The sequence below is a fragment of the Mesorhizobium yinganensis genome, from assembly GCF_040081985.1.
GTDB classification, from domain to species: Bacteria; Pseudomonadota; Alphaproteobacteria; order Rhizobiales; family Rhizobiaceae; genus Kumtagia; species Kumtagia yinganensis.
The window spans coordinates 21,146-44,307 of sequence record NZ_JBEBMH010000003.1; the positions used below are offsets into that span (position 1 = coordinate 21,146).

Annotated in this window: 20 protein-coding genes; 7 read left to right on the top strand and 13 right to left on the bottom strand. The window is 64.1% G+C overall.

The genetic code is table 11. From position 1 onward, the window contains the following. Positions 1–183: 183 nt before the first annotated feature. Both ABMA59_RS07315 and ABMA59_RS07320 read right to left on the bottom strand, forming a co-directional pair. Positions 184–801 (bottom strand): ribonuclease D, encoded by a 618-nt coding sequence (locus ABMA59_RS07315; protein ID WP_349004678.1) that lies wholly within the window; start codon positions 799–801, stop codon positions 184–186. 11 nt (positions 802–812) lie between these two features. Beyond that, positions 813–2,201, bottom strand: a complete 1,389-nt coding sequence (locus ABMA59_RS07320) for a M20/M25/M40 family metallo-hydrolase (protein ID WP_349004679.1) — start codon at positions 2,199–2,201, stop codon at positions 813–815. 416 nt (positions 2,202–2,617) lie between these two features. Here ABMA59_RS07320 and polA point away from each other — a divergent pair, with 416 nt between their 5' ends. The 5 genes from polA (at position 2,618) to ABMA59_RS07345 (ending at position 7,306) form a co-directional block, all read left to right on the top strand. Next, on the top strand, positions 2,618–5,617 hold the full coding sequence (gene polA / locus ABMA59_RS07325; RefSeq protein WP_349004680.1) for a DNA polymerase I: 3,000 nt from the start codon (positions 2,618–2,620) through the stop codon (positions 5,615–5,617). Further along, on the top strand, positions 5,580–6,233 hold the full coding sequence (locus ABMA59_RS07330; protein ID WP_425475875.1) for a LysE family translocator: 654 nt from the start codon (positions 5,580–5,582) through the stop codon (positions 6,231–6,233). The genes polA and ABMA59_RS07330 overlap by 38 nt, the downstream gene beginning before the upstream one ends. A gap of 134 nt (positions 6,234–6,367) precedes the next feature. After that, entirely contained in the window at positions 6,368–6,586 is a 219-nt protein-coding gene (locus ABMA59_RS07335) for a cysteine rich repeat-containing protein (protein ID WP_349004682.1), read from the top strand. A gap of 44 nt (positions 6,587–6,630) precedes the next feature. Next, entirely contained in the window at positions 6,631–6,930 is a 300-nt protein-coding gene (locus ABMA59_RS07340; protein ID WP_349004683.1) for a hypothetical protein, read from the top strand. Between the two features lie 139 nt (positions 6,931–7,069). Continuing rightward, positions 7,070–7,306: a hypothetical protein gene (locus ABMA59_RS07345; protein WP_349004684.1), complete on the top strand. Its 237-nt coding sequence runs from the start codon at positions 7,070–7,072 to the stop codon at positions 7,304–7,306. A gap of 470 nt (positions 7,307–7,776) precedes the next feature. Here ABMA59_RS07345 and gcvA read toward each other — a convergent pair whose 3' ends face one another. Beyond that, complete coding sequence (gcvA, locus tag ABMA59_RS07350) at positions 7,777–8,727, bottom strand: transcriptional regulator GcvA (protein ID WP_349004685.1); 951 nt, start codon at positions 8,725–8,727, stop codon at positions 7,777–7,779. 254 nt (positions 8,728–8,981) lie between these two features. On the opposite strand from gcvA, the gene gntF reads away from it, so the two are divergent. Beyond that, a complete protein-coding gene (gene gntF / locus ABMA59_RS07355) occupies positions 8,982–10,271 on the top strand; it encodes a guanitoxin biosynthesis pre-guanitoxin forming N-methyltransferase GntF (RefSeq protein ID WP_349004686.1) in 1,290 nt (429 codons plus the stop codon). 187 nt (positions 10,272–10,458) lie between these two features. On the opposite strand, the gene ABMA59_RS07360 is transcribed toward gntF, so the two are convergent. The 8 genes from ABMA59_RS07360 to ABMA59_RS07395 form a co-directional block, all read right to left on the bottom strand. After that, the gene (locus tag ABMA59_RS07360) at positions 10,459–12,069 is read right to left on the bottom strand and encodes a glycoside hydrolase family 43 protein (RefSeq protein WP_349004687.1); all 1,611 of its coding nucleotides are present in this window, start codon (positions 12,067–12,069) and stop codon (positions 10,459–10,461) included. Between the two features lie 5 nt (positions 12,070–12,074). Beyond that, a complete protein-coding gene (gene mgrA / locus ABMA59_RS07365; RefSeq protein WP_349004688.1) occupies positions 12,075–13,121 on the bottom strand; it encodes an L-glyceraldehyde 3-phosphate reductase in 1,047 nt (348 codons plus the stop codon). Between the two features lie 167 nt (positions 13,122–13,288). Then, a complete protein-coding gene (locus ABMA59_RS07370) occupies positions 13,289–14,431 on the bottom strand; it encodes a Gfo/Idh/MocA family protein (RefSeq protein WP_349004689.1) in 1,143 nt (380 codons plus the stop codon). A 10-nt stretch (positions 14,432–14,441) separates the two neighbouring features. Next, entirely contained in the window at positions 14,442–15,188 is a 747-nt protein-coding gene (locus ABMA59_RS07375) for a sugar phosphate isomerase/epimerase family protein (protein WP_349004690.1), read from the bottom strand. A 37-nt stretch (positions 15,189–15,225) separates the two neighbouring features. Then, positions 15,226–16,311, bottom strand: coding sequence for an ABC transporter ATP-binding protein (locus ABMA59_RS07380; protein WP_349004691.1), 1,086 nt, complete (start codon positions 16,309–16,311; stop codon positions 15,226–15,228). A gap of 4 nt (positions 16,312–16,315) precedes the next feature. Next, on the bottom strand, positions 16,316–17,257 hold the full coding sequence (locus ABMA59_RS07385; protein ID WP_349004692.1) for a carbohydrate ABC transporter permease: 942 nt from the start codon (positions 17,255–17,257) through the stop codon (positions 16,316–16,318). A 1-nt stretch (position 17,258) separates the two neighbouring features. Continuing rightward, on the bottom strand, positions 17,259–18,152 hold the full coding sequence (locus ABMA59_RS07390) for a carbohydrate ABC transporter permease (protein ID WP_349004693.1): 894 nt from the start codon (positions 18,150–18,152) through the stop codon (positions 17,259–17,261). 84 nt (positions 18,153–18,236) lie between these two features. Continuing rightward, positions 18,237–19,475, bottom strand: a complete 1,239-nt coding sequence (locus ABMA59_RS07395; protein ID WP_349004694.1) for an ABC transporter substrate-binding protein — start codon at positions 19,473–19,475, stop codon at positions 18,237–18,239. A gap of 387 nt (positions 19,476–19,862) precedes the next feature. On the opposite strand from ABMA59_RS07395, the gene ABMA59_RS07400 reads away from it, so the two are divergent. After that, positions 19,863–20,906 (top strand): LacI family transcriptional regulator, encoded by a 1,044-nt coding sequence (locus tag ABMA59_RS07400; protein ID WP_349004695.1) that lies wholly within the window; start codon positions 19,863–19,865, stop codon positions 20,904–20,906. Between the two features lie 51 nt (positions 20,907–20,957). Here ABMA59_RS07400 and gndA read toward each other — a convergent pair whose 3' ends face one another. Both gndA and mntR read right to left on the bottom strand, forming a co-directional pair. Then, positions 20,958–22,394, bottom strand: a complete 1,437-nt coding sequence (gene gndA, locus ABMA59_RS07405; protein WP_349004696.1) for an NADP-dependent phosphogluconate dehydrogenase — start codon at positions 22,392–22,394, stop codon at positions 20,958–20,960. Positions 22,395–22,498: 104 nt separating this feature from the next. Then, positions 22,499–22,951: a manganese-binding transcriptional regulator MntR gene (gene mntR, locus ABMA59_RS07410; RefSeq protein ID WP_425475883.1), complete on the bottom strand. Its 453-nt coding sequence runs from the start codon at positions 22,949–22,951 to the stop codon at positions 22,499–22,501. Positions 22,952–23,162: the final 211 nt, after the last annotated feature.

Here is a 23,162-nt window from a genome sequence, read left to right on the forward strand (position 1 = left end):
CCTCCCCCTTGCGGGGAGGGTCGGCGAGCCAACGCAACGAAGTGAAGTTGAGCGAGCCGGGGTGGGGTACGTGCGGCAGTGCTCCACGTTAAATTCTCCGGAGCAAAGAGGCCCCTCGCGCGGCCGCGATGACCCCACCCGCCTCGCTTCGCTCGGCACCCTCCCCGCAAGGGGAGGGAAGCCTCAGCTATGTGCGAAAATGTCCTCCTCCGGCCAGCCCATCAGGTCGAGCTTGGCGCGGGTGGGGAGGAAGCGGAAGCAGGCGTCGGCGACTTTCGTGCGGTCTTCCCGCGCCAGCCGGCCGGCCAGCACATCGCGAAGGCGGTGGAGGTAAAGCACGTCGGAGGCGGCGTATTCGAGCTGTTCGGGCGACAGCGTCTCGGCCGCCCAGTCGGACGACTGCTGCGCTTTAGAGAGGCTGACACCGAGCAGTTCCGAGCAGATGTCCTTCAGCCCGTGGCGGTCGGTGTAGGTGCGGGTCAGCCGCGAGGCGATCTTGGTGCAGAACACCGGCTCGGGCATGGCGCCGAAGGCGTTGTAGAGCACCGCGAGATCGAAGCGCGCATAGTGGAAGAGTTTGGTGATCGACCGGTTGCGCAGGATCGAGACGAGGTTCGGCGCCTTCTTCTGACCGAGCGCGATCTGGATGACGTCGGCGGTGCCGTCGCCCGGCGAGATCTGCACGACGCAGAGCCGGTCGCGGTGCGGGTTGAGCCCCAGCGTCTCGGTGTCGATGGCGACGGCGTCGACGTTGTAGTTGTCGAGGTTCGGCAAGTCGTTCTTATGGAAACGGATGGTCATGGCGAGGCTTTTCATGAGCGTGTGAGGGCTTCGAGGATGCGCGCCCAGGAGCGCTGGCCCTTGTGGAAGGAGGCGAGCTCGTATTTCTCGTTGGGCGAGTGGACGCGGTCGTCCGGCAGACCGAAGCCGACCATCAGCGAGCCCATGCCAAGATAGGTCTGGAAGTCGCCGACCACGGGAATGGAGCCGCCGCAGGCGATCATCACCGCAGGTTTCGCCCATTCGTCGCTGAGCGCCGCCTGTGCCTTAATGAGAAAGGGCAAGTCGTAGGAAAGCTGGATGGCCGGCGAGCCGCCATGCGGATGGAACTCGACCGAGCAGTCGGCTGGAATCCTTTCGCGCACGAAGGCGCGAAAAGCTTCGCGAATCCTGTCGGGGTCCTGCTCGTGGACGAGGCGGAACGAGACTTTTGCGAAGGCTTCCGCTGCGATGACGGTTTTAAATCCCTTGCCGGTATAGCCGCCGGAAATGCCGTTGAACTCGGCGGTCGGGCGCGCCCACACCAATTCCAGCACCGAGCGGCCCTTTTCGCCGGAAGGCAGGGAAAGACCCATCGGGCCGAGGAAGGTGTCAGCCGTCTCGCCGAGCCCTTCCCAGGCCTTCAGGATCTGCGTCGGCGTCTCCTCGACACCGTCGTAGAAACCGGGAATGGTGACGCGGCCGGTGTCGTCATGGATGTCGGCCAGCACCCTGGCCAGTATGCGAACCGGATTGGCCGCCGCGCCGCCGAACTCGCCCGAGTGCAGGTCGCGGTCGGCAGCCTTTACGACGACTTCCTCGCCGACCATGCCGCGCAGGCCGACGGTGATGGCCGGCGTCTCCCGGTCCCACATGCCGGTGTCGCAGACCAGCGCGAAGTCGGCTTTCAGTTCCTCGGCATTGGCCTCGAGGAACGGCTGCAACGAGGGCGAGCCGGATTCCTCCTCGCCCTCGAACAGGATGGTGATGCGGCAGGGCAGCGACCCGTGCACGGCCTTCCAGGCGCGGCAAGTCTCGACGAAGGTCATCAACTGGCCCTTGTCGTCGGCCGAGCCGCGGCCGGTGATCACCTTGCGCCCAGGCTCAAGCTCCTTGACCTTGGGATAGAAGGGATCGTCGTGCCAGAGGTTCAGCGGATCGACCGGCTGCACGTCGTAATGGCCGTAGAACAGCAGATGCGGCGAACCGGCCGGACCGTGGTGATGGGCGACCACAATCGGATGGCCGGGCGTGTCGCGCACGCTGGCATCAAATCCGATGGTCTTGAGGTCTTCGACCAGCCATTCGGCGGTCTGGCGGCAGTCGGCCTTGAAGGCGGGATCGGTGGAGATCGATTTGAGGCGGAGCAGCGAAAACAGGCGGTCGAGGCTTGTGTCGAAATCGGCGTCGAGGCGGGCAAGGACGGGGGAAAGCGTGGGCATGCGCAGAACCTTCTTGAATTCGCGCGCACCCTAATGGGCCGCAGGCGAAACGGAAAGTGCGCCGGCATTGTGCCAACCGATAAAGCGCTGGGGAGCGAAGTCCGGGCAGAAAAATGGCCACCGTGGTGGAGGGGGAACCACGGTGGCCTTGTTAATCATGCGGCGGCCCGGAGAGGGGGGAGGGGTCGCCGCACGGTCCGGATTAGGCGGGGGACGGGCCTTGGTCCGGACCCGGCATAAACTGCCGATGACCTGTATTTGGAAAGGTAAAGGTGGCCTTTCAAGGGCACGAAGATTACAAGTGTGTAACAAAGGCGTGAGCACGCCTTTGCCCGCATTTTCGCGCCTGTCAGGAGGCGACGGCACGTTCGGCTTTGGCATGGACCGGAAGGCCGCGCCGCGCTATCCCTTCGCCCATGAAAAAAGGCGATCACCTCTTCCTCGTAGACGGCTCCGGCTACATCTTCCGTGCCTATCACGCGCTGCCGCCGCTGACCCGCAAATCCGACGGGTTGCCGGTCGGCGCGGTGTCGGGTTTCTGCAACATGCTGTGGAAGCTGATGCAGGACGCGCGCAACACCGATGTCGGCGTGACGCCGACGCATTTCGCGGTGATCTTCGACTATTCCTCGAAAACGTTCCGCAACGAGCTTTACCCCGAATACAAGGCCAACCGCTCGGCGCCGCCGGAAGATCTGATCCCGCAGTTCGGGCTGATCCGTCACGCGACGCGCGCCTTCGACCTGCCTTGTATCGAGATGGAGGGTTTCGAGGCCGACGATCTGATCGCCACCTATGCGCGGCTGGCCTGCGAGGCCGGCGGCGACACCACCATCGTTTCCTCCGACAAGGATCTGATGCAGTTGGTCGGCGAGACCGTCTCCATGTACGACCCGATGAAGGACAAGGAGATAAAAATCCCCGAGGTGGTCGAAAAGTGGGGCGTGCCGCCGGAAAAGATGATCGATTTGCAGGCGCTGACCGGCGATTCGATCGACAATGTTCCCGGCGTGCCGGGTATCGGGCCGAAGACGGCGGCGCAGCTTCTCGAACAGTTCGGCGACCTCGACACGCTGCTTTCGCGGGCCGGCGAAATCAAGCAGGACAAGCGCCGCCAGTCGATCATCGACAATGCCGACAAGGCCCGCATCTCGCGCGATCTCGTGCGGCTGAAGAACGACGTGCCGGTGGAGGAGGGGCTCGGCGACCTGCTGCTGCAGCCGCCGAACGGGCCGAAATTGATTTCCTTCCTAAAGGCGATGGAGTTCTCCAGCCTTACACGTCGCGTGGCGGAGGCCAGCGGGACGGACGCCAGCGCGGTCGAGGCGGCGGCGGTGACGGTCGAGGCCGGCAAGGACGCGCATGGGCCGGATGTGGGGTCGGGTCTCTCCCCCCTTGCGGGGGAGATGGCCGGCAGGCCAGAGGGGGTAACCTCAGAAGGCACCGCCGGAGCGTCGAGCACGGCCGCGGCGACCCCACCCGGCCCTTCGGGCCACCCTCCCCTCAAGGGGGAGGGAACGCCAACCGCCCTCGCCGCGGCGCGCACCGAGGCAGCGGCTGCGCAAAAGATCGACACGGCCGCTTATACCTGCATCAGCGATGCCGACACGCTGCGCGCCTGGGTGGCCGAGGCGCAGGCCGCGGGGGTCGTCGCGGTCGACACGGAAAGCACCTCGCTCGACCCGATGCAGGCGGAGCTGGTCGGTTTTTCGCTGGCGATCCGGCCGGGCTACGCCGCCTACATACCGCTGATCCACAAGAGCGGCTCCGGCGATCTGCTGGGCGGGGGCATGGTGGAAGGCCAGATCCCGGTGCGCGAGGCTATGGCGATCATCAAGCCGCTGATGGCCGATCCCTCGGTGCTGAAGGTCTTGCAGAACGTCAAATACGATCTGGTGATCCTGCAGCGCTACGGCGTCGACATCACGCCCTATGACGACACGATGCTGATGTCCTATGTGCTGGACGCCGGCAAGGGCAACCACAATATGGACGCGCTGGCCGAGCGGCTGCTTAATCACAAGACCATCGCCTTCAAGGATGTGACCGGCAGCGGCAAGGCGCAGGTGACCTTCGATTATGTGCCGCTCGACCGGGCCACGGCATACGCCGCCGAGGACGCGGACGTGACGCTGCGCTTCTGGCTGGCGCTGAAGCCGCGGCTGGTGGCCGAAAGCATGGTCTCCGTCTACGAGCGGCTGGAAAGGCCGCTGATCCGCGTGCTGTCCGACATGGAGCAGCGCGGCATCTCGATCGACCGGCAGATCCTGTCGCGGCTTTCCGGCGAACTGGCGCAGCGCGCGGCGGCGATCGAGGAGGAAATCTTCCAGCTCGCCGGCGAGCGGTTCACCATCGGCTCGCCGAAACAGCTCGGCGACATATTGTTCGGCCGGATGGGTTTTGCCGGCGGGTCGAAAACCAAGACCGGGCAATGGTCGACCTCCGCGCAGGTTCTGGAAGACTTGGCGGCGGAAGGCCATGAATTCCCGCGAAAGATCGTCGACTGGCGGCAGCTCACCAAGCTGAAATCCACCTATACGGATGCCCTGCCCGGCTATGTGAACCCGGAGACGAAGCGCGTCCACACATCCTACGCGCTGGCCGCGACGACGACGGGCCGGCTCTCCTCCTCCGAGCCGAATTTGCAGAACATCCCGATCCGGACATCCGAAGGGCGCAAGATCAGGACGGCCTTCATCGCCGACAAGGGCAACAAGCTGATCTCGGCCGACTATTCGCAGATCGAACTGCGCGTGCTGGCGCATATCGCCGACATCCCGCAGCTTCGCCAGGCGTTCGCCGACGGCATCGACATCCACGCGATGACCGCGTCGGAAATGTTCAGCGTGCCGGTGGAGGGCATGCCGTCTGAAGTGCGGCGTCGCGCCAAGGCGATCAATTTCGGCATCATCTACGGCATCTCTGCCTTCGGCCTCGCCAACCAGCTATCGATCCCGCGCGAGGAAGCGAGCGACTACATCAAGAAGTATTTCGAGCGCTTTCCGGGCATCAAGGGCTACATGGATGCGTCCAAGGCGTTTTGCCGCGAGAACGGATTCGTGCGCACAATCTTCGGGCGAAAAATCCATTATCCGGAGATACGTTCGCCGAATGCGTCGGTGCGCGCCTTCAACGAGCGCGCGTCGATCAACGCGCCGATCCAGGGCTCGGCGGCCGACATCATCCGCCGCGCCATGGTGCGCATGGACGATGCGCTGGAGAAGGCAGGGCTATCGGCGCGCATGCTGCTGCAGGTGCATGACGAGTTGATCTTCGAGACCGCCGACGACGAGGTGGCGGCGACGCTGCCGGTCATCCAGCATGTGATGGAGCAGGCGGCGATGCCGGCGGTATCGCTTGCCGTGCCGCTCAGGGTGGATGCGCGGGCGGCGGACAATTGGGACGAGGCGCATTGAGTTGCCCCTCGACCTGGCGACGCTGCTTTCCTTCACGCTTGCGTCGCTGCTGATTGAACTGACGCCCGGCCCGAACATGACCTATCTTGCCCTGGTGGCCGCGAGCGACGGGCGTCGTGCAGGCTTCGCAACGGTGGCCGGCGTGGCGCTGGGGCTCGGCATCGTCGGGCTGGTCGCGGCGTTCGGGGTGGCGGAGATTATTCACAATTCCACGCTGCTCTACGAGGGGCTGCGCTGGGCGGGCGTGCTGTTCCTGCTCTATCTCGCCTGGGAAGGCTGGACCACGGGAACCGACGTCGCGGCGGCCGGGCAGGACCGGGGACGCTATTTCCGGCGCGGGCTGATGACCAATCTGCTGAATCCCAAGGCGGCGGTGTTTTATGTCGCCGTGCTGCCGACTTTCATCGACGCCACGAGGCCGGTGCTTCCGCAGACCCTGACGCTGACCGCCGTCTATGTGGCGGTCGCAACCTTCGTGCATGCCGCGATCGTGCTGCTCGCCGGCGCGCTGGAGCCGTTCCTCAACGATCCGCGCCGCGAACGCATGGCGAGAAGGGTGCTGTCGGCGCTGCTGGCCGCTGTCGCCATCTGGTTTGGCTGGTCCACGGCGCGATGAGGCGAGTACTACCATCGGTCGAGGGACTACCGCCGAGGGAGGCAAGGCCGCAAAGCCTGGAGCGGCACGCTTTAACTTGACGACCCGTTGTTTCGGCGATGAAGTAAAACAACAGTGACCGGGAGGACGAGACGATGCGCGCCAAGATTTTTTCTGTCGCAACCTTGCTTGTGTTCTTCACCGGCGCCGCCGCCGCGCAGACCGCCGCCGAGCGGGAAGCATGCGCGGCCGACTACCAGAAATTCTGTTCCGGCGTCGCGCCGGGCGGCGGCCGCGTGCTGGAATGCCTGGCCAAGCAAAAGGACAAGCTGACGGCCGCCTGCCAGAAAGTCATCGAAACCCACCAAAAATAGGCGCTTGCCACCTTTCCTCGGCCCCGCCTTACAGGAGAACCATAATGACCTATCGTGCGTATCGCTGGCTGGGCGCGGCTGGCGTCGGGCTTGCCCTGCTCGCGGCCGATCTCGGCGCGTTTTCGCTTGTCGGCAGCGCGCGAGCCATGGCGGACCGTCCGGCGGTTGCACGCAACGACGCCGCCGTCATGCCCGCAGTCGTGGTCAAACGCACGACGACCTATGTCGTGTCGCTGCCGAAGAGCTGCGTGCGCACCAGGATCGGCGGCGTCGTGTTGTGGCGCTGCGGCAAAACCTATTACCAGTATTACAACAATCGCTACGTGCTGGTCGTCATCAACTGAGCACCGGAAGATCGATACCGGGCCGGGAGGGCTTCGTAGCCGGCAAACGGTGAAAACATTTCGCTAAAATTGCTTTCGTCGCGTTCGCAGGAAAGTGACGGGAGCATTGTATGGTCGTCGGCGTTCCGGAGACCCGACCATGACCCGTCCCGCCCTGCTTGTCGCCGTACTGCTCGGCCTTGCCCACCCCGCGTTTGCCCAAGAGGTGCCGGCGGTGTCCTGCGAAGGACAGAACTGCATGCAGGACGAGGGCCGGGAAACGAAAGAGTGCGACGGGCAGGACTGTGCGCCGCCCGCCCCCGCCCAGGCGGAGATCGAATGCGTCGGACAGGACTGCGACGCCATCCAGCAGCCCGCCGACGGCGATCAGGACTAGCCGCCGGGCTTTCCGGCCCGGCTTCGCCACAATCGTCACGGAAGGCACACTGAATGCAGTGATCGTGCAATAGCGTCGTGCGTTGGGCCGGCCAGTCGAGGGGCGTGCCGAACGCCCTGATGGACGGCGAGATCGGGGCAGCGTTCGAAGGCGGGCAAGGGCGGCGAATTCAACGGGAGCCATACCGACACGATCCATGCGATGTCGGTTCTGAGAAGGCAACCTACTGGTCACCGGCAGCGCCGACCAGACGATCCGGCTGTGGAACCTAAAGACACGCGAGCTGATCGCGTCGATGTTCTTTGCCGGCAAGGAATGGGTCGCCTGGATGCCGCGGGGCTTACTATTCGTCCGACGACGGTGACAAGCTGATCGGCTGGCGGGTCGACCAGAGGCGCGACAGGAAAGGCCGTTTCGTGCGCGCCGTCGCGACGCCGTCCGGATCCCGCCGATACCTGTCGGATGCTTGATTACGCGCCGGTTTGAAGCGTCAGATAGCTTGACGGGGATAGGGAAGACCTATGCGCCGAAAAAGCGGCGATCGTGTTCTCCACTTCCGCGATCAGCCATTCTCGGAACGCCCGGGCCTGACGGTTTGCAGGCGCTTCCCTCGCATGGACAAGGTAGTAACCCCATTCTTCCCGCTGCTCCAGGTCGAACGGGCGGATGAGGCGGCCCGCGATCAGGGCATCGGTCACCAGCATGAAATCCCCGAGGGCAAACCCTTGCCCCGCCTCCGCGGCCTCGATCGCAAGATGGGCCTCGAACACGGTCGCGTTCCAATCGGTGATGCGCTCCAGGCCGGCGCCGGCCAGCCAATCGATCCACCATTGCTTGTTGCGCTCCACAAGCAGCGGACACGACGACATGTCAAACGGCCTGCTGAGGTCATATGGCGACAGGAACGTCGGCGAGCAGACCGGAAAGCTCCATGAATCCGTGAGCTTGACGACCTCGGTGCCCGCCCAGGCACCGGGCCCGTAGCGTATGCCGAAATCCGCTTCTCCTGCGGCGAGGTCAGCCAGCTCCGCGCTTGGCGCGATGGCCAGCTCGATATCCGGATATCTTTCCTTGAAGCGACCAAGGCGCGGAACAAGCCAGCGCGAGGCGATGGCGGGCTCGACCGAAATCCGGAGGCTGTTCGAGTGGCGGCCTTTGCCAACATCCTTCAGCGCAACGGCGATCCGGTCGAACGGCTGCACCAGCGCGACCCCAAGCTGCCGGCCTTCCGGGGTAAGGGCGACACCGCGTGCGCTTCGGGTGAACAGCTCTGTCCCGAGCCATTCCTCCAGCGCGCGGACATGCCGGCTCACCGACGCATGGGTGACGGACAGTTCGGTCGCGGCGGCGGTGAGGCTCTGATGGCGCGCGGCCGCCTCGAATGCCTTGAGCGCATTGAGCGACGGAAGTCGGCGGCTCATTCCCACCCGCCCTAACGTGAAGTCATGCTCAGCCTAACATAACGGCAATTGTTCCGCAGGCGAGGACAATCTACCGTTTGGGCACATCCCACGCCCCGACGCTCCAGGCCTTATCCATCCGCCATGCCAATAGCGGAGGATTCGGCGCGTGCTCAAATCTTGCCGGGCGGTAGACCGGTGCGTGGGCAAGCCAGGAGCCGAAGACACAAGGACGAACCGGCCCAATCTCCGTCAACGACAAGAGAGCTGCAGAATTGTTCTCCGTCAGACTCCCGACCGGATATGCCCGAACCAAGCGCTGGCTGGTATCCGGCCTGGCGACAGTGGCCTCGACCTATACTCTGGACGCTATCGCCACGGTCACGGGGATGGCACTGCTTCTGACTGGTGCGCTGGCCGGCGCGAGCCATTCTCAGCTCATCGCCTTCCTGGCTCTGACCTATCTGATCTGGGCTGCGGGACTTCGGGTCAATCTAGCGGCCAACTGGCGGCTGATATGCGAGACCGGAACGAGTTCCAGCCTCCTGTCGAAGGCCGCGCACGATCTTGTCGCGATGAGAAGCGAGAGCCCGCTCATGCGCAGGATAGCCGCTGATGCCGGCTATGTCTGCTTCGAGCTCGCCAAGGAGGCGCCCTACTATGTTGGTGCATTCAGCGCCGCAATCCTGAACGATACGATCTCGTCCAACGACGCCATCATATTTCTCCGCGGCGCCAATCTCGGCGCGGCTGCCTACGAATACGGCCTCGCGCGCTTTGTGAAGGCCGTTTTTCTCAGGCATGACGAACCGGCCTACGCGTCCTTCGAAGCCGATTGGAGACCGGGTGCCTATCTTGCGGAGTATTATGGCCGGGTCGAGGAAGACGAACGCGAGACGATCGCCTTTTTCGTGCGGGCCATGAGTGCTTCGGCCACTTATGAACCGATCCTGTTCGTAGGCGTCGGTCCAACCTTGCATCATGTCTTCCTGGCGGGCGAGACCGCATCGGAAATTCACCTCGGCGAGTATTTGCAAGCCAACCTCGACGAGGTCCGCCGCTGGTTATGCAGGCAGGACGGCGCGCATGATTGGCGACCCTTCGTAGAATACACATTGCAATGCGAGGGCATGGCACAGCCGAGCGACGCCGATATCGACATACGCGAATGGCTGGTCCGGCAAAAGACGCGCAAACTCTTTCGCTGTGACCTCCGGCAACCGCACCCGGTCGGTGAGCGACGCCGGTACAACACGGTCGTCAGTGCCTACTGCGCAGATTCGGCGACGGGGTCGAAGGACGAATGGGCCGCCTTCATGCAGCGCATCATCGGTCTGGTGCGACCGGGCGGCACTCTTCTGACCGCGGCACTCTGGAACTGCCACAGCTACCGGGTTGGAGGGAAGGTTTTCCCGAGCCCGGGCATCGAGGAGGAAGACCTGTTCGCCGCGCTTGCACCGGCATTCGGCGAAGACGGCATCGTCATCAGGACGCACAAGCTCGCCGATGCCCCGACAAAAGGGTATCAGGGCATCCTGCTCGCCTGTGCCACACGCAAGAAGTGAAACTTAATCGGAACAAAAAGCCGGCGCGCAAGTCGGCGCCCATATTGACCGTCCCACGCGCGGGCGGTGAATGCCTCGGACCACGCCCTCCCTCGCCCTAAGGTGCGAGCCCGCAAGGCGCTGGAATGTAGCCAAAAGCGCTGGCCGGCGAGCCTCGAAGGACGCACCCAGCCTATGGCCTAGACTCTCATTTCGGCACGTAGCCAAAATAATCGAAATCGGCCGGCAGGCCCGAACCGCTCGTGTCGAAGGCCATCAGTCCGACAAAGGCGCCGGTGAAGGAGCCGTGCTCGCCGCGCCCGGCCTCGTCGGAGACGATGCTGGCGTCGAGTTCGGGCGCGAGCGTCTGCCAGCCGTCGCCGGCATCGCAGGAGAAGACCAGCCGCGCGTGGTCGATGTCGGCGGCAAGACGCACGGGCGCGCCGCCCGGCAATGGGATCGGCGGCGCGAGCGGGAATGTGAGGCGGCCGTCGGGCCAGTCGCCAAGGCAGCTCATGACCATCAGCACCCTGCCCTGTGCCGGCACATGCGTGACGGCCAGGAAATGGAACTTGTGGCGGTTGTAGTAGAGCACCAGCCCGGCCGCCTGCTGGAAGGTGGTCGGCTGGAAGTCGACCGAAGTCTCGGCGCGGAAGGCAAAATGCTCCTGGCGGCGAGCGACAAGCGCCTGCTCGAAAAAGCTGCCGATCGATTCCCGGCCGAACAGGCGGAGATGACCGGGCCTTTCGGTCAACGAGAAAAGACGTTCCGGAAAAGGCGTGCGCAGCCATTGGAACTCGATTGGCAGGCTCGCGTCATCGAAGTCGCGGCGGGGCGGCGAGGGCTCCGGCGCGGAAAGCGCGACGCCGGCCGGCGCCGGCACCTCGACCTCCGGCACCTGGCCGCCTTGCGCCAGCCGCAGCCAGCCGTCCTCGCCCCAGACGCATTTCTGGATCGCCGTCTCGCGGCCCAGCGGCGAGCGGCGCAGGCCGGCAAGCGGCCGCGAGGTCAGGTGCGTGTGAAAAACCTCGCCATTGGGCGTCTCGACGATCTGGCCGTGGCCGGCGCGCTGCAGGGCCGCCTGCGAGGCGTTCTTGGAGGTGATCAGATGCGTGTCGGGATGCAGTTCATAAGGGCCGTGCAGCGAACGCGCGCGCGCCATGGTGACAGCGTGGTCGTAACCCGTGCCGCCCTCGGCGGTGGTGAGATAGTACCAGCCATTCTTCTTGAACAGATGAGGCCCCTCGACCAGCCCGTGCGAACTGCCGAGAAAAATGTTGTCGACCGGACCGACCAGTTTTCCCGCCGCAGCGTCATATTCCTGGCAGAGGATGCCGGCGAAAGAGGGATGTTTCGGCTGCCCGCCGACGCCGTGCGAAATGTGGTTCCACACCATGTTGAGGAACCATTTTTTTCCATCGTCGTCATGGAACAGAGAGGGGTCGAAGCCGCTGGAATTGACATAGACCGGATCGGACCACGGTCCTTCGATCGACGACGCGGTGACGATGTAGTTGTGCGTGTCCTTGAAGTTGCCGTCGAGGCGTTTGACGTCGGTATAGACCAGCCAGAACAGCCCGTCGGCATAGGAGAGGCACGGCGCCCAGATGCCACCGGAATCCGGGTTGCCGCGCATGTCGAGCTGGCTGGCGCGCTCCAGAGGCCGCTTCACCAGCCGCCAGTTCGCAAGATCGGTCGAGTGGTGAATCTGGACGCCGGGATACCACTCGAAGGTCGAGGTCGCAATGTAATAATCCGATCCGACCCGGCAGATCGACGGGTCGGGATTGAAGCCGGGCAGGATCGGATTTTTGATCATCGGGACTACTTCCTTGCCGGCCCCTTGCGCTCGGCCGAGGTCGCCCACAGGTTGATATCGGCGTCCCTGGCGTAGGAATCGATCTCCGCAAGTTCCGCATCGCTGAAATCGAGATTGTCCAGCGCGCCGACGCAATCCTCGACCTGCTCCGGCCGGCTGGCGCCGATCAGCGCGGTCGTCACCCGGCCGCCGCGCAGCACCCAGGCCAGCGCCATCTGCGCCAGCGTCTGGCCGCGTTTCTCGGCAATGCCGTTCAGCGCGCGGATGTTCGTGATCGTCTGCTCGTTGATGAAGGAAGGGCGCAGCGACTTGCCCTGGCTGGCGCGGCTGCCTTCCGGGATGCCGCCGAGATATTTGGTGGTCAGCATGCCTTGCGCCAGAGGCGAGAAGACGATCGAGCCGACGCCCAGCCCGTCCAACGTGTCGAGCAGACCGTCCTCCTCCACCCAGCGGTTGATCATCGAATAGCTGGGCTGGTGGATCAGCAGCGGCGTGCCGAGTTCGCGCAGGATGGCGGCGGCTTCCCGTGTGCGCTGCGAATTGTAGGACGAGATGCCGGCGTAGAGCGCCTTGCCGGAGCGCACGGCGTGGTCCAGCGCCATCATCGTCTCTTCCAGCGGCGTTTCCGGGTCGAAACGGTGCGAATAGAAGATGTCGACATAGTCCAGGCCCATGCGCTTCAGGCTCTGGTCGAGGCTGGCCAGCACATATTTGCGGCTGCCCCACTCGCCATACGGACCCGGCCACATGTCGTAGCCGGCCTTGGTCGAGATGATCATCTGGTCGCGCAGGCCGGCAAAATCGCTGCGCAGGATCTCGCCGAAGGCAATCTCGGCGGAGCCCGGAGGCGGGCCGTAATTGTTGGCGAGGTCGAAATGCGTGATGCCGAGATCGAAGGCCTTATGGCAGATGGCGCGCTTGGTCTTCATCGGCGTGTCGTCGCCGAAATTATGCCAGAGGCCGAGCGAGATCGCCGGCAGTTTCAAGCCGGATTTTCCGCAACGGTTGTAGCGCATGGATTTGTAGCGGTCGGCGGCGGGGGAATAAGCCATGAAATCAGCTCCGGTTTCCCTCCCCCTAGAGGGGAGGGTCGGCGCGTAGCGCCGGGGTGGGGTCCTTGCGGCCAGGCTCGGCCTGCTTTTTGAGGATAGAGCCGGCGGAGATGACCCCACCCGGCCGCTTCGCGGCCACCCTCCCCTCAAGGGGAGGGATAGCAGAGCTATTTCTTCTTCGCCATCAGCGCCCTTGCCTCTTTCGGCCCCAGCGCTTCCGGGCGCTCGCAAGTTGTGGTCATCTCGACGAACTTTCCGGTCTCGCCGGCCTTCAGGATGCCGGTCATGACATCGACCGCGTGCAACGCCAGTTCCATCGAGCAGCGATGCGGGCGGCCTTCGCCGATGGCGACCGCCATGTCGGCCAGCCCGATGGTGCGATAGTTCGCCATCATGCCTTGAGAGTGCTTCTGGTTGGGCACGCCGAGCGGATGATCCCATTTCGGCATCTTCTTCACAGCGGATGATTGCTTGGTGAAGGTGACGACGCCGCCGAAGAAATTCGGGTCGGGCACATGGATCGTGCCTTGCTCGCCGTAAAGCTCCATCGGCTTGTGATTGTGGTTCCAGACGTCCCAGCTTGCGTTCAGCGTTATCACCGCGCCGTTGGCGAATTCGAGCAGGGCATGGATCGTGGTCGGCGTCTCGACCTTCAGTTTCTGGCCGAAACGCGGCTGCGAGGTGATGGTGCGCTCCGGCGCGGGCGTCGAAGAGATGGCGGCGACACGCTTCACCGGTCCGATCAGCTGGATCAGGTTGGTGATGTAATACGGCCCGACATCCAGCACCGGGCCGGCGCCCGGCTGGAAGAAGAAGTCGGGATTTGGATGCCAGTGCTCCATGCCGTGGCTCATCACATAGGCGGTGCCGCTGGTGATCTTGCCGACCTTGCCGGTGTCGATGATGTTGCGCACCAGCTGGTGCGCGCCGCCAAGAAAAGTATCGGGAGCCGAACCGATGCGCAGGTTCTTCTTCTCGGCGCGCGCCTTGAGGTCCTGGCCTTCCTTCAGCGTCAGCACGAACGGCTTTTCCGAATAGACATGCTTGCCGGCGTCGAGGATTTCCTTCGACACGGCGTGATGCACCGCCGGGATCGTCAGGTTGACGATAATGTCGATATCGTCGGACTTCAGCATTTCCTCGACTGTCTCGGCCCGGACGTCGAACTCCTTGGCGCGGGCGCGGGCCGCATCCATGTTGATGTCGGCGGCGGCCTTCATCGTGATGCCGCGGAACAGCGGCGCGAGCGAGAAATAGGCGGCGGAAATGTTGCCGCTGCCGATCACGCCTACTCCAAGTCTTTTTGCCATCGAAATGCCCTCAGAGATGACTGACCGTGTCGAACGACCGGCGCGCGAAACGCTCGATGTCGTTCGGATTGTCCTGTTCCATGACGTAGAAGCGGGCGGCCGACTTGTTTCCGAATGCCTGCATCAGGCCCTTCCAGTCGACGGTGCCGTGTCCGACATCGGACCAGCCGTCCTCGTCCAGCCCCTCACCCTGCCTGGCGATGTCCTTGACGTGGACCGCCACGATGCGGCGCCCGTATCTGTCGATCCACGGCATGGGATCGGCGCCGCCCCGGATGACCCAGGCCACATCCATCTCCCAGCCGATATCCGGCGCGACCTCGAGAATATGGTCCTGCGGCACGGAGCCGTCGGCCAGCGGCTTGAACTCGAAGTCGTGATTGTGCCAGGCGAATTCATATCCGGCCGCCTTGGCGGTCTCGCCGACCCTGGCGAGGCGCTCGCCAAAACCGCGCCAGCCGGCGGCGTCGGACGGGCGAAGGTCGGCCGCGATATGCGGGCAGATGATGACCTTCATGCCGAGCGTTTTGGCGATCCTTTCCGCGCCGGTAAAATCATTCTCCAGCATGTCGAGCGAAAAGTGCCCGGTCGGCATGGTCAGGCCGTTCTTGTCCAGCTCGGCCTTGAGCCCCTGCGGATCGGCGTAGACGCCGCCGAAACCTTCGACCTGCTTGTAGCCGACCTGCCCGAGGAGTTTCAGCACCTTGTCCCAGGGCTGGAAATTGCGGGCGCTGTAGAGTTGGAAGGACCAGGTCATCAATGTTTTCCTGTTGAGTGGAAGAGAAGTCGAGGCGTCACAGCCGGACGCCGGTCGAAAGGTCGAACAGCGAGGCGCGCAGCGGATCGAAGCCGATCGCCACCCGGTCGCCCACGGAGGGGGCGCGTTCGGAAGTGACGCGCACGGTGAAATTCTGGCCGCCGAGGCGCGTCCAGACCAGCGTGTCCGAGCCCATCGGCTCGACGACCTCGACCGTCGCCTGCTCGCTGAACGGCCAGTCGGCGCCAGAGTTGAGGCCGACATGCTCGGGGCGCATGCCGAAGACCGCCGGTCCCGGCCGGAAACCGGCGGCGTCGAAGGCATAGGTCGCAAGCGGAACGTCGAGCCCGTCGGCAAGGAAGCGGGGCTGCCCATCGCGCGCTTCGAGCGCGCCTTCGACGAAATTCATGCCCGGCGAGCCGATGAAGCCGGCGACGAAGCGGTTGACGGGTCTTGTGTAGATCGCCTGCGGCCGGTCGAGCTGCTGGATCAGGCCGCCCTTCATCACCGCGATACGGTCGGCCAGCGTCATCGCCTCGATCTGGTCGTGGGTGACGTAGATCATGGTGTTGCCGAGCGTCTGGTGCAGCCGCTTGATCTCGACGCGCAGTTCCGACCGCAACTTTGCGTCAAGGTTGGACAAAGGTTCGTCGAAGAGAAAAACGTCGACGTCTCGCACCAGGGCGCGGCCGATGGCGACGCGCTGGCGCTGGCCGCCGGACAGCGCCGACGGCTTGCGCTGCAGCAGCGGCTCGATCTGCAGGATGGAGGCGGCGCGCGCGATGCGCTTGGCGATCTCGTCCCTGGGCAGGCCGGCATTCTTCAGGCCGAAGGAAAGGTTCCCCTCGACCGACATCTGCGGATAAAGCGCGTAGGATTGGAACACCATGCCGATGCCGCGGTCCTTCGGTTCCTCCCAGGTGACGTTCTTGCCGTTGATGAAGATCTGCCCGTCGGTGACGTCGAGCAGGCCGGCGATGCAGTTGAGCAGCGTGGATTTTCCGCAGCCGGACGGCCCGAGCAGCACGATGAACTCGCCCTCCGCCACGTCGAGGTTCAGCGCCTTCAGCACTTCGACCGCGCCGAAATTCAGCGAAACGTCCTTGACCAGAACACTCGTCATCGCCTCAGCCCTTCACCGCGCCAGCGGCGATGCCGCGCACGAACAGTTTTCCGGAGACGAAATAGACGACCAGCGGCACGAGGCCGGTGATGAGTGTCGCTGCCATGTTGACGTTGTACTCCTTCACGCCCTGAACCGAATTGACGATGTTGTTGAGCTGCACGGTCATCGGATAGGTGTCCGGCTTGGTGTAGACGACGCCGAACAGGAAATCGTTCCAGATGCCGGTGACCTGCAGGATGATGGCCACCACGAAGATCGGCAGGCTCATCGGCATCATGATGCGGAAATAGATGCCCCAGAAGCCGGCACCATCGACGCGCGCGGCCTTGAACAGTTCCTCCGGTAGCGCCGCGAAATAGTTGCGGAAAAGCAGCGTCAGGATCGGCATGCCGAAGATCGAATGGACGATGACGAGGCCGGTGAGCGAGCCATAGAGGCCCATCTCCCTCAGCACGATGACGATCGGATAGATCATCACCTGATAGGGGATGAAGGCGCCGACGATCAGGATGGTGAAGAAGATGTCGGCGCCCTTGAAACGCCAGTTGGCGAGCGCATAGCCGTTCACCGACGCAATCGCGATCGACACGATCACCGACGGCACCGTGATGCGCACAGAATTCCAGAAACCGCGGCTGAGCCCATCGCAATTCAGGCCGGTGCAGGCGGTCGCCCACGCCTTGACCCAGGGCTCGAAGGTGATCTCCAGCGGCGGCGAAAAGATGTTGCCGACGCGGATCTCCGGCATTCCCTTCAGCGAGGTCACGATCATCACGTAGAGCGGGATCAGGTAATAGATCGCCGCGAAGATCAGCGTGCCGTAGATGAAGATGTTGCGCCGGGAGAAGGTGATGCGCGGTCTCGGGCCGCTCGGGCCTGCAAGCCTGCCGGCGACGGCATCGGCGCCTGCCACGGTTATGGCCAGGGTGGCGGGATTGGACATGCTACCGCCTCCGCCCGAATTCGAGATAGGCCCATGGAACGATGATGATCGCCACCGTCACCAGCATCATCGTCGAGGCGGCAAAGCCCTGGCCGAGATTCTGTGCCGCGAACATGTAGTCGTAGACGTATTTGGCGGGCACCTCGGAGGCGAGCGCCGGGCCTCCGCTGGTTTGCGCCACGACGAGGTCGTAGACGCGCACAATTCCGGAAGCGATGATCACCAGCGTGGTGATGAAGACCGGCCGCATCATCGGGATGACGATGAAGAGGTAGGTCTTCCACATCGGGATGCCGTCGACGCGCGCGGCCTTCCAGATGTCGTCGTCGATGCCGCGCAGCCCCGCCAGCATCAGGCACATGACCAGCCCGGTTCCCTGCCAAAGCCCGGCGAAGAGAATGCCGTAGATGACCAGTTCCTTGGTGTAGAGCGGGTTGAAGGAGAAGCTCTCCCAGCCAAAACCCCTCACCACATGCTGCACCCCGAAGTCGGGATTGAGCAGCCATTGCCAGACAAGTCCGGTGACGACGAAGGAAAGCGCGAAGGGATAAAGGAAGATCGTGCGGAAAGCGTCTTCGAAGCGGATCTTCTGGTCGAGAAGTGCCGCGAGCATGAAGCCGATCAGCAGGGAAAAGATCAGCGACAGGCTGCCGTAGATCAGCAGGTTCTCGATCGAGATCAGCCAGCGCGGCGTGGTCCACAGGCGCTCGTACTGGTCGAGCCCTACGAAATTCAGGCGGGGCAGAAGCCGCGAATTGGTGAAGGAATGGACCACGGTCCAGACCGTGCCACCGACGAAGACCACAAGGGCGGTCAGGATCATCGGGATCGATGCGATCTTGGCGTTGAGGTTGCGAAACAACCGGCTCGGACGAGCCCTCGGGCCGTCGGTCATGTGCTCACCGTCCTGAGGTCCGGGCAAAATCCGGACGCCGGCCACTGGGTGGAGCCGGCGCCGGGATGCCCCTTGGCGTGAAGATCAGTCGGCGTTCGCGATGATCTCGGCGAAGCGCTTCTGCGCGTCCTCCGGGGTCAGCGACGGCGTCTTGAAGAACTCCACGAAGAGGTCGTTGAGCTGGTTATTGGTGTCCTCGGTGTTGAGCTGGTTGGTGTCCGGTATGACATTGCCCGCAGCGAGGATTTCGAGGCCCTTCTTCATGCAGTCGTTGGCGGCGGCGAGATCGACGTCGCCACGCACGGGCACCGAGCCCTTCTTGAGGTTGAAGGCCACTTGCGTGGTGGGGTCGAGCATGGTCTTGGCCAGCACGAACTGCGCCTTCGTCTTCTCCGCATCGTTGAGCTTGGGAAAGTAGAAGGCGTCGCCGCCGGTCGAGATCAGCGCGTTGACGCCGAGGCCGGGCAGGCAGGTGTAGTCCTTGCCCGCGACCTGGCCGGCCACCTGGAACTCGCCCTGCGCCCAGTCGCCCATGATCTGGCCGCCGGCTTGGCCGGTAATCACGAGGTTCGTCGCTTGGTTCCAGTCCTGGACGTTCGACTTCGCCGACATCTTGCGCGCATCGTCGGCCGCCTTGAACACCTTGGCGATCTCCGGCCCCGCGGCGGCTTCCGCGTCATGGTCCTTGTAGACCTTGAGGAAGACGTCCTTGCCGGCGATGGCGGGGATCAGCACGTTGAAGGCGCCCGTCGTCTGCCAGGGCTGGCCGCCGATGGCGAGCGGTATCTTGCCGGCCTTTTCCAGCGCGGGAGCGGCAGCGACGAACTCGTCCCAATTGGTCGGCACCGGCACGCCGGCATCCTCGAACGCCTTATTGGACAGCCAGAGCCACTGCCACGAGTGGATGTTGACCGGGGCGCAATAGACCTTGCCGTCGACGGTGCAACTGTCGAGCAGGCTTTTCGGCCGCACGATCTCGGCCCATTTCTCCTGCGTGGCGACCTCGGTCATGTCCTGCAGCAGGCCGGCTTCGATGAGCTCTTCCGCCTGGCGGCCGTGGTTGAACTGGAAGGCGCCCATCGGATCGCCGCCGGTGATGCGGCTGACCATGATCGGACGCGCCGTGTTGCCGGCGCCGGCTATGGCGGCGTCGATCCACTTATTGCCGGTGGCGTCGAAGGCCTTGGCGAATTCGGCCACCGCGGCCGCTTCACCGCCGGAGGTCCACCAATGGGCGACCTCGAGATCGGTGGCCGAGGCCGGGGCGATTGCGAAAAGTGCGGCGCCGGCCGCGAGCGCAGCGCGATAAAGTCGATAACGCATCGGCATTCCTCCCTGAACTGAAACGTTACAGTTTTTTCTTAGGGGATTTGTCGAACCGACGCAACCCATGCCGACAAAAAGCGCCGCATTTTTTTCGATACCCGAATTATATGGCAGGCAACAAGCGTGCTGCATCGCCAAATTCCTCCCGCGCTGCAACATATACGCAAATCTTTTGCGCATAAATCCGGCACGGACCGACTTGTGAGCAAGTGTTTCCCATAGCGCACGGACCAACAGCGCGGCAGCCGTATCCACAGCAGCGGCGACGAGACGGGCAGCATTGAAAACTGCAACGTTTCAGTTTATCCCGAGCGAGGCGGTCGATGGCACATTTGCCGCCATGCGACGATTGCCGTTTGGCTGGACGGCTGATAGGCGGGCTTGATGGATGGCGAAGGTGGACAGGAGCGGGCGGACGAACGGGCGGGCGAGGCATCGCGCCCGACGCTGAAAACCATCGCCTTCATGACCGGGCTCGGCGTCACCACCGTGTCGCGCGCGCTCAAGGACGCGCCGGACATCGGCGAGGAAACCAAGAAACGGGTCCGCCTGGTCGCCCGCCAGGTCGGCTACCGGCCGAACCGCGCCGGCGTGCGCCTGCGCACCGGCAAGACCAACGTCATCAGCCTTGTCCTCGACACGGAAGAGCAGGTCGGCGGCTTCGTCTCGGACCTCATCTACGGCATTTCCGAGCAACTGGCTGCGACGCCTTATCATCTGATCGTCACGCCCTACTCCCGCAACAACGACCCGATGGAACCCGTGCGCTACGTGGTCGAGACCGGGTCGGCCGACGGCATCATCATCTCGCGCACGGAGCCCCAGGACGCGCGGGTGCGCTACATGACCGAGCGGGGCTTTCCGTTTGCCACGCATGGCCGCACCGACATGGGCATCGACCACCCGTTCCATGATTTCGACAACCGCGCCTACGCCGTCCAGGCCGTGCGCAAGCTGGCCGAACTCGGCCGCAGGCGGCTGGCGCTGCTCGCCCCGCCGCGCCGCCTCACCTACCACAACCATATGCGCGACGGTTTCCTCGAGGCGCTGGCCGAGGCCGGCCTCACGGAGGCGCCGTTCACCGGCGCGACGGTGGATCACTCCATCGACGATATCCGTGGGCGCATGACCGAGCTGATGAGCCGGCCCAACCGGCCCGACGGCATCGTCTCGGGCAGCGGCCAGGCGACCTTTGCCCTGGTGGCAGCGGTCGAGGATGTCGGGCTCACCGTCGGCAAGGACGTCGACATCGTGTCGAAACAGTCGTCGCGTCTGCTGCACCTTCTGCGGCCGACGCTCTACGTCGTCAATGAAAGCGTCCGCTTCGCCGGCAGCGAACTCGCCCGCTCGGTGCTGGGCGCCATCGAAGGCAAGAACCCCAAAAGCCTGCAGAGCCTGTCGCTGCCGACCGAGGTGGAAGCGCGGTAGGCTTTTGGTCGCGCCGGATCGGCGGCGCCCTTCCCGGAGGGACGGCCGCCTTCAGGAAAAATCGGCTAGCCCGCTGCCCCACGGCCCGTGATGCTTGTCGACGCCGTCAACGCGGTCAAACCCGTGCGCGCCAAAAAAGTCGCGTTGTGCCTGGATGAGGTTCGCCGTGCCGCGTCCGCGCCGATAGCTGTCGAAATAGCCGAGCGCCGAGGCGAGCGCGGGCACCGCGAGGCCATTGAGCGCGGCGACCGACACGGTGCGGCGTAACGCCCCGTCGGTCTCCTTCACCAGCGCCGCGAAGGCCGGTGTGATCACCAGATTGTCGGCATCGGGTGCCGCGCGGAACGCCGAGGTGATGTCGTCGAGGAATTGTGAGCGGATGATGCAGCCGGCGCGCCAGATCTGCGCGATCGTCGGCATCGGCAGGTTCCAGCCGAACTCTTTTGAGGCTTCAGCCATCACCGCAAAACCCTGGGCATAGGCGCCTATCTTGCCGGCGAGCAGCGCCAGTTCGAGATCGGCGATCAATTGCTTGCGGTCCAGCGACTTGATCTGGCCGGCGGCGGGCAGCCCGAGAACCGTCTCGGCCTTCTCGCGCTGCGCCTTGAAGGAGGACAGGCTGCGGGCGGCCACCGCCGCCTCGATGCCGGTCGCCGGCACGCCCATATTCTGCGCCTCGATCGCCGACCATTTGCCGGTGCCCTTCTGCCCCGCCTTGTCGACGATCATGTCGACCATCGGCTTGCCGGTGATCGGATCGGTCGCGCCCAGAACGATGCCGGAAATCTCGATCAGGTAGGATTCCAGCCGGCCCTTGTTCCAGGTGTTGAAGATCTCGCTGCATTCGGCGGCGGAAAACCCCAGCCCGTCGCGCAGAATGCCATAGATCTCGGCGATCATCTGCATGTCGGCATATTCGATGCCGTTGTGGATGGTTTTCACGAAATGCCCGGCACCGTTCGGCCCGAGCCAGGCGGCGCAAGGCTCGCCCTTGTATTTCGCCGAAATGTCGAGCAGCACCTTTTCGATGCGCTTGAAGGACTGCTCGGTGCCGCCGGCCATGATCGACGGGCCGTGGCGGGCGCCCTCCTCGCCACCGGACACGCCCATGCCGATGAAGGTCAGGCCGGTGCCGTCGAGTTCGTTGAAGCGGCGCATCGTGTCGCGGAAATTGGCATTGCCGGCATCGATGATGATGTCGTTGGCCGACAGCACGCCGCGCAGCAGCGCGATCTGTTCGTCCACCGGCTTGCCGGCCTGGGTCATGATGACCACCGGACGCGGCGGCTCTATCGCCTCGGCCAGCGCCTCGATCGTGTCGCAGGGCACGACCATGTCGCGGAGCGGCCCGGCCTCGGCGGCGAATTCGTGGGTGCGCGAGGTCGTGCGGTTGTAGACCGCGATGCGATGGCCTTTCTCGGCGATGTTGAGCGCCAGGTTCGATCCCATCACGCCAAGGCCGATCAGGCCGATTTCGGCTTTTTGCATGTCGCGCTTCCGCCCTTGCTGCTTGTTGGCTCCGCCCCTTTGTGGGCGGTGGCGGATGTTTGACGCCACACGCCGGCTTCGTCAACCGCCGCCGCCGGACCTCTTCAACGCGATTTCGTCAGCGCCTTGCGAAACGCTTCCAGCGTCTCGGCGCTGACGTAGTGTTCGATGCCTTCCGCGTCGATGCGCGCGGTCTCGGCACTGACGCCGAGCGAACACAGGAAAGCCTCGACGGTCTCGTGGCGGGCGCGGCTGTCCTGCGCGATCTTGCGGCCGGCGTCGGTCAGAAACACGCCGCGATACGGTTTTCGCGTCACCAGCCCGTCGGCGGTCAGCCGCGCCAGCATCTTCGCCACCGTCGGCTGGGCGACGCCGAGCCGTGCCGCGATGTCGACCTGCCGCGCCTCATTGCCGTCCTCGATCAGGTCGGCGATCAGCTCGACATAATCCTCGACCAGCGACGTGCGGCGCGCCTCCCGCGACTGACGAAACCCCTCGGAGTGCGTCTCCGCGGTGGGCAGCGGTTGCTGGCGCGGTCTCGGGCGGCGTTTTCCCAGCAATCGTGCGTTCTCCGTCTGCGTTCGTCCTCAAGGTTATGAATGATAGCACGGACTCTCATTTTCCGCCGGGTGGAATACCGCCGCGGCCGATCTTTCCCCAAACTCCTGCCGGAGCGGCTCTCCCACCTGCCGCCAGGGCAAGGTGCGTAGCCTGATAAATGTAATATAGCCTATTGCATAATGTTGAGACTTGGCACAAATTAGGGAC

What these genes read in the sequence shown, in the direction of transcription:
- ABMA59_RS07335 (WP_349004682.1), top strand. Translation starts at nt 6,368, where the DNA reads ATGCGCGCCAAGATTTTTTCTGTCGCAACCTTGCTTGTGTTCTTCACC.
- ABMA59_RS07340 (WP_349004683.1), top strand. Translation starts at nt 6,631, where the DNA reads ATGACCTATCGTGCGTATCGCTGGCTGGGCGCGGCTGGCGTCGGGCTT.
- ABMA59_RS07375 (WP_349004690.1), bottom strand. Translation starts at nt 15,188, where the DNA reads ATGACCTGGTCCTTCCAACTCTACAGCGCCCGCAATTTCCAGCCCTGG.
- ABMA59_RS07345 (WP_349004684.1), top strand. Translation starts at nt 7,070, where the DNA reads ATGACCCGTCCCGCCCTGCTTGTCGCCGTACTGCTCGGCCTTGCCCAC.
- ABMA59_RS07360 (WP_349004687.1), bottom strand. Translation starts at nt 12,069, where the DNA reads ATGATCAAAAATCCGATCCTGCCCGGCTTCAATCCCGACCCGTCGATC.
- ABMA59_RS07370 (WP_349004689.1), bottom strand. Translation starts at nt 14,431, where the DNA reads ATGGCAAAAAGACTTGGAGTAGGCGTGATCGGCAGCGGCAACATTTCC.
- ABMA59_RS07330 (WP_425475875.1), top strand. Translation starts at nt 5,580, where the DNA reads ATGCGCGGGCGGCGGACAATTGGGACGAGGCGCATTGAGTTGCCCCTC.
- mgrA (WP_349004688.1), bottom strand. Translation starts at nt 13,121, where the DNA reads ATGGCTTATTCCCCCGCCGCCGACCGCTACAAATCCATGCGCTACAAC.
- ABMA59_RS07395 (WP_349004694.1), bottom strand. Translation starts at nt 19,475, where the DNA reads ATGCGTTATCGACTTTATCGCGCTGCGCTCGCGGCCGGCGCCGCACTT.
- ABMA59_RS07390 (WP_349004693.1), bottom strand. Translation starts at nt 18,152, where the DNA reads ATGACCGACGGCCCGAGGGCTCGTCCGAGCCGGTTGTTTCGCAACCTC.
- ABMA59_RS07320 (WP_349004679.1), bottom strand. Translation starts at nt 2,201, where the DNA reads ATGCCCACGCTTTCCCCCGTCCTTGCCCGCCTCGACGCCGATTTCGAC.
- ABMA59_RS07380 (WP_349004691.1), bottom strand. Translation starts at nt 16,311, where the DNA reads ATGACGAGTGTTCTGGTCAAGGACGTTTCGCTGAATTTCGGCGCGGTC.
- ABMA59_RS07400 (WP_349004695.1), top strand. Translation starts at nt 19,863, where the DNA reads ATGGATGGCGAAGGTGGACAGGAGCGGGCGGACGAACGGGCGGGCGAG.
- gcvA (WP_349004685.1), bottom strand. Translation starts at nt 8,727, where the DNA reads ATGAGCCGCCGACTTCCGTCGCTCAATGCGCTCAAGGCATTCGAGGCG.
- ABMA59_RS07385 (WP_349004692.1), bottom strand. Translation starts at nt 17,257, where the DNA reads ATGTCCAATCCCGCCACCCTGGCCATAACCGTGGCAGGCGCCGATGCC.
- polA (WP_349004680.1), top strand. Translation starts at nt 2,618, where the DNA reads ATGAAAAAAGGCGATCACCTCTTCCTCGTAGACGGCTCCGGCTACATC.
- gndA (WP_349004696.1), bottom strand. Translation starts at nt 22,394, where the DNA reads ATGCAAAAAGCCGAAATCGGCCTGATCGGCCTTGGCGTGATGGGATCG.
- ABMA59_RS07315 (WP_349004678.1), bottom strand. Translation starts at nt 801, where the DNA reads ATGACCATCCGTTTCCATAAGAACGACTTGCCGAACCTCGACAACTAC.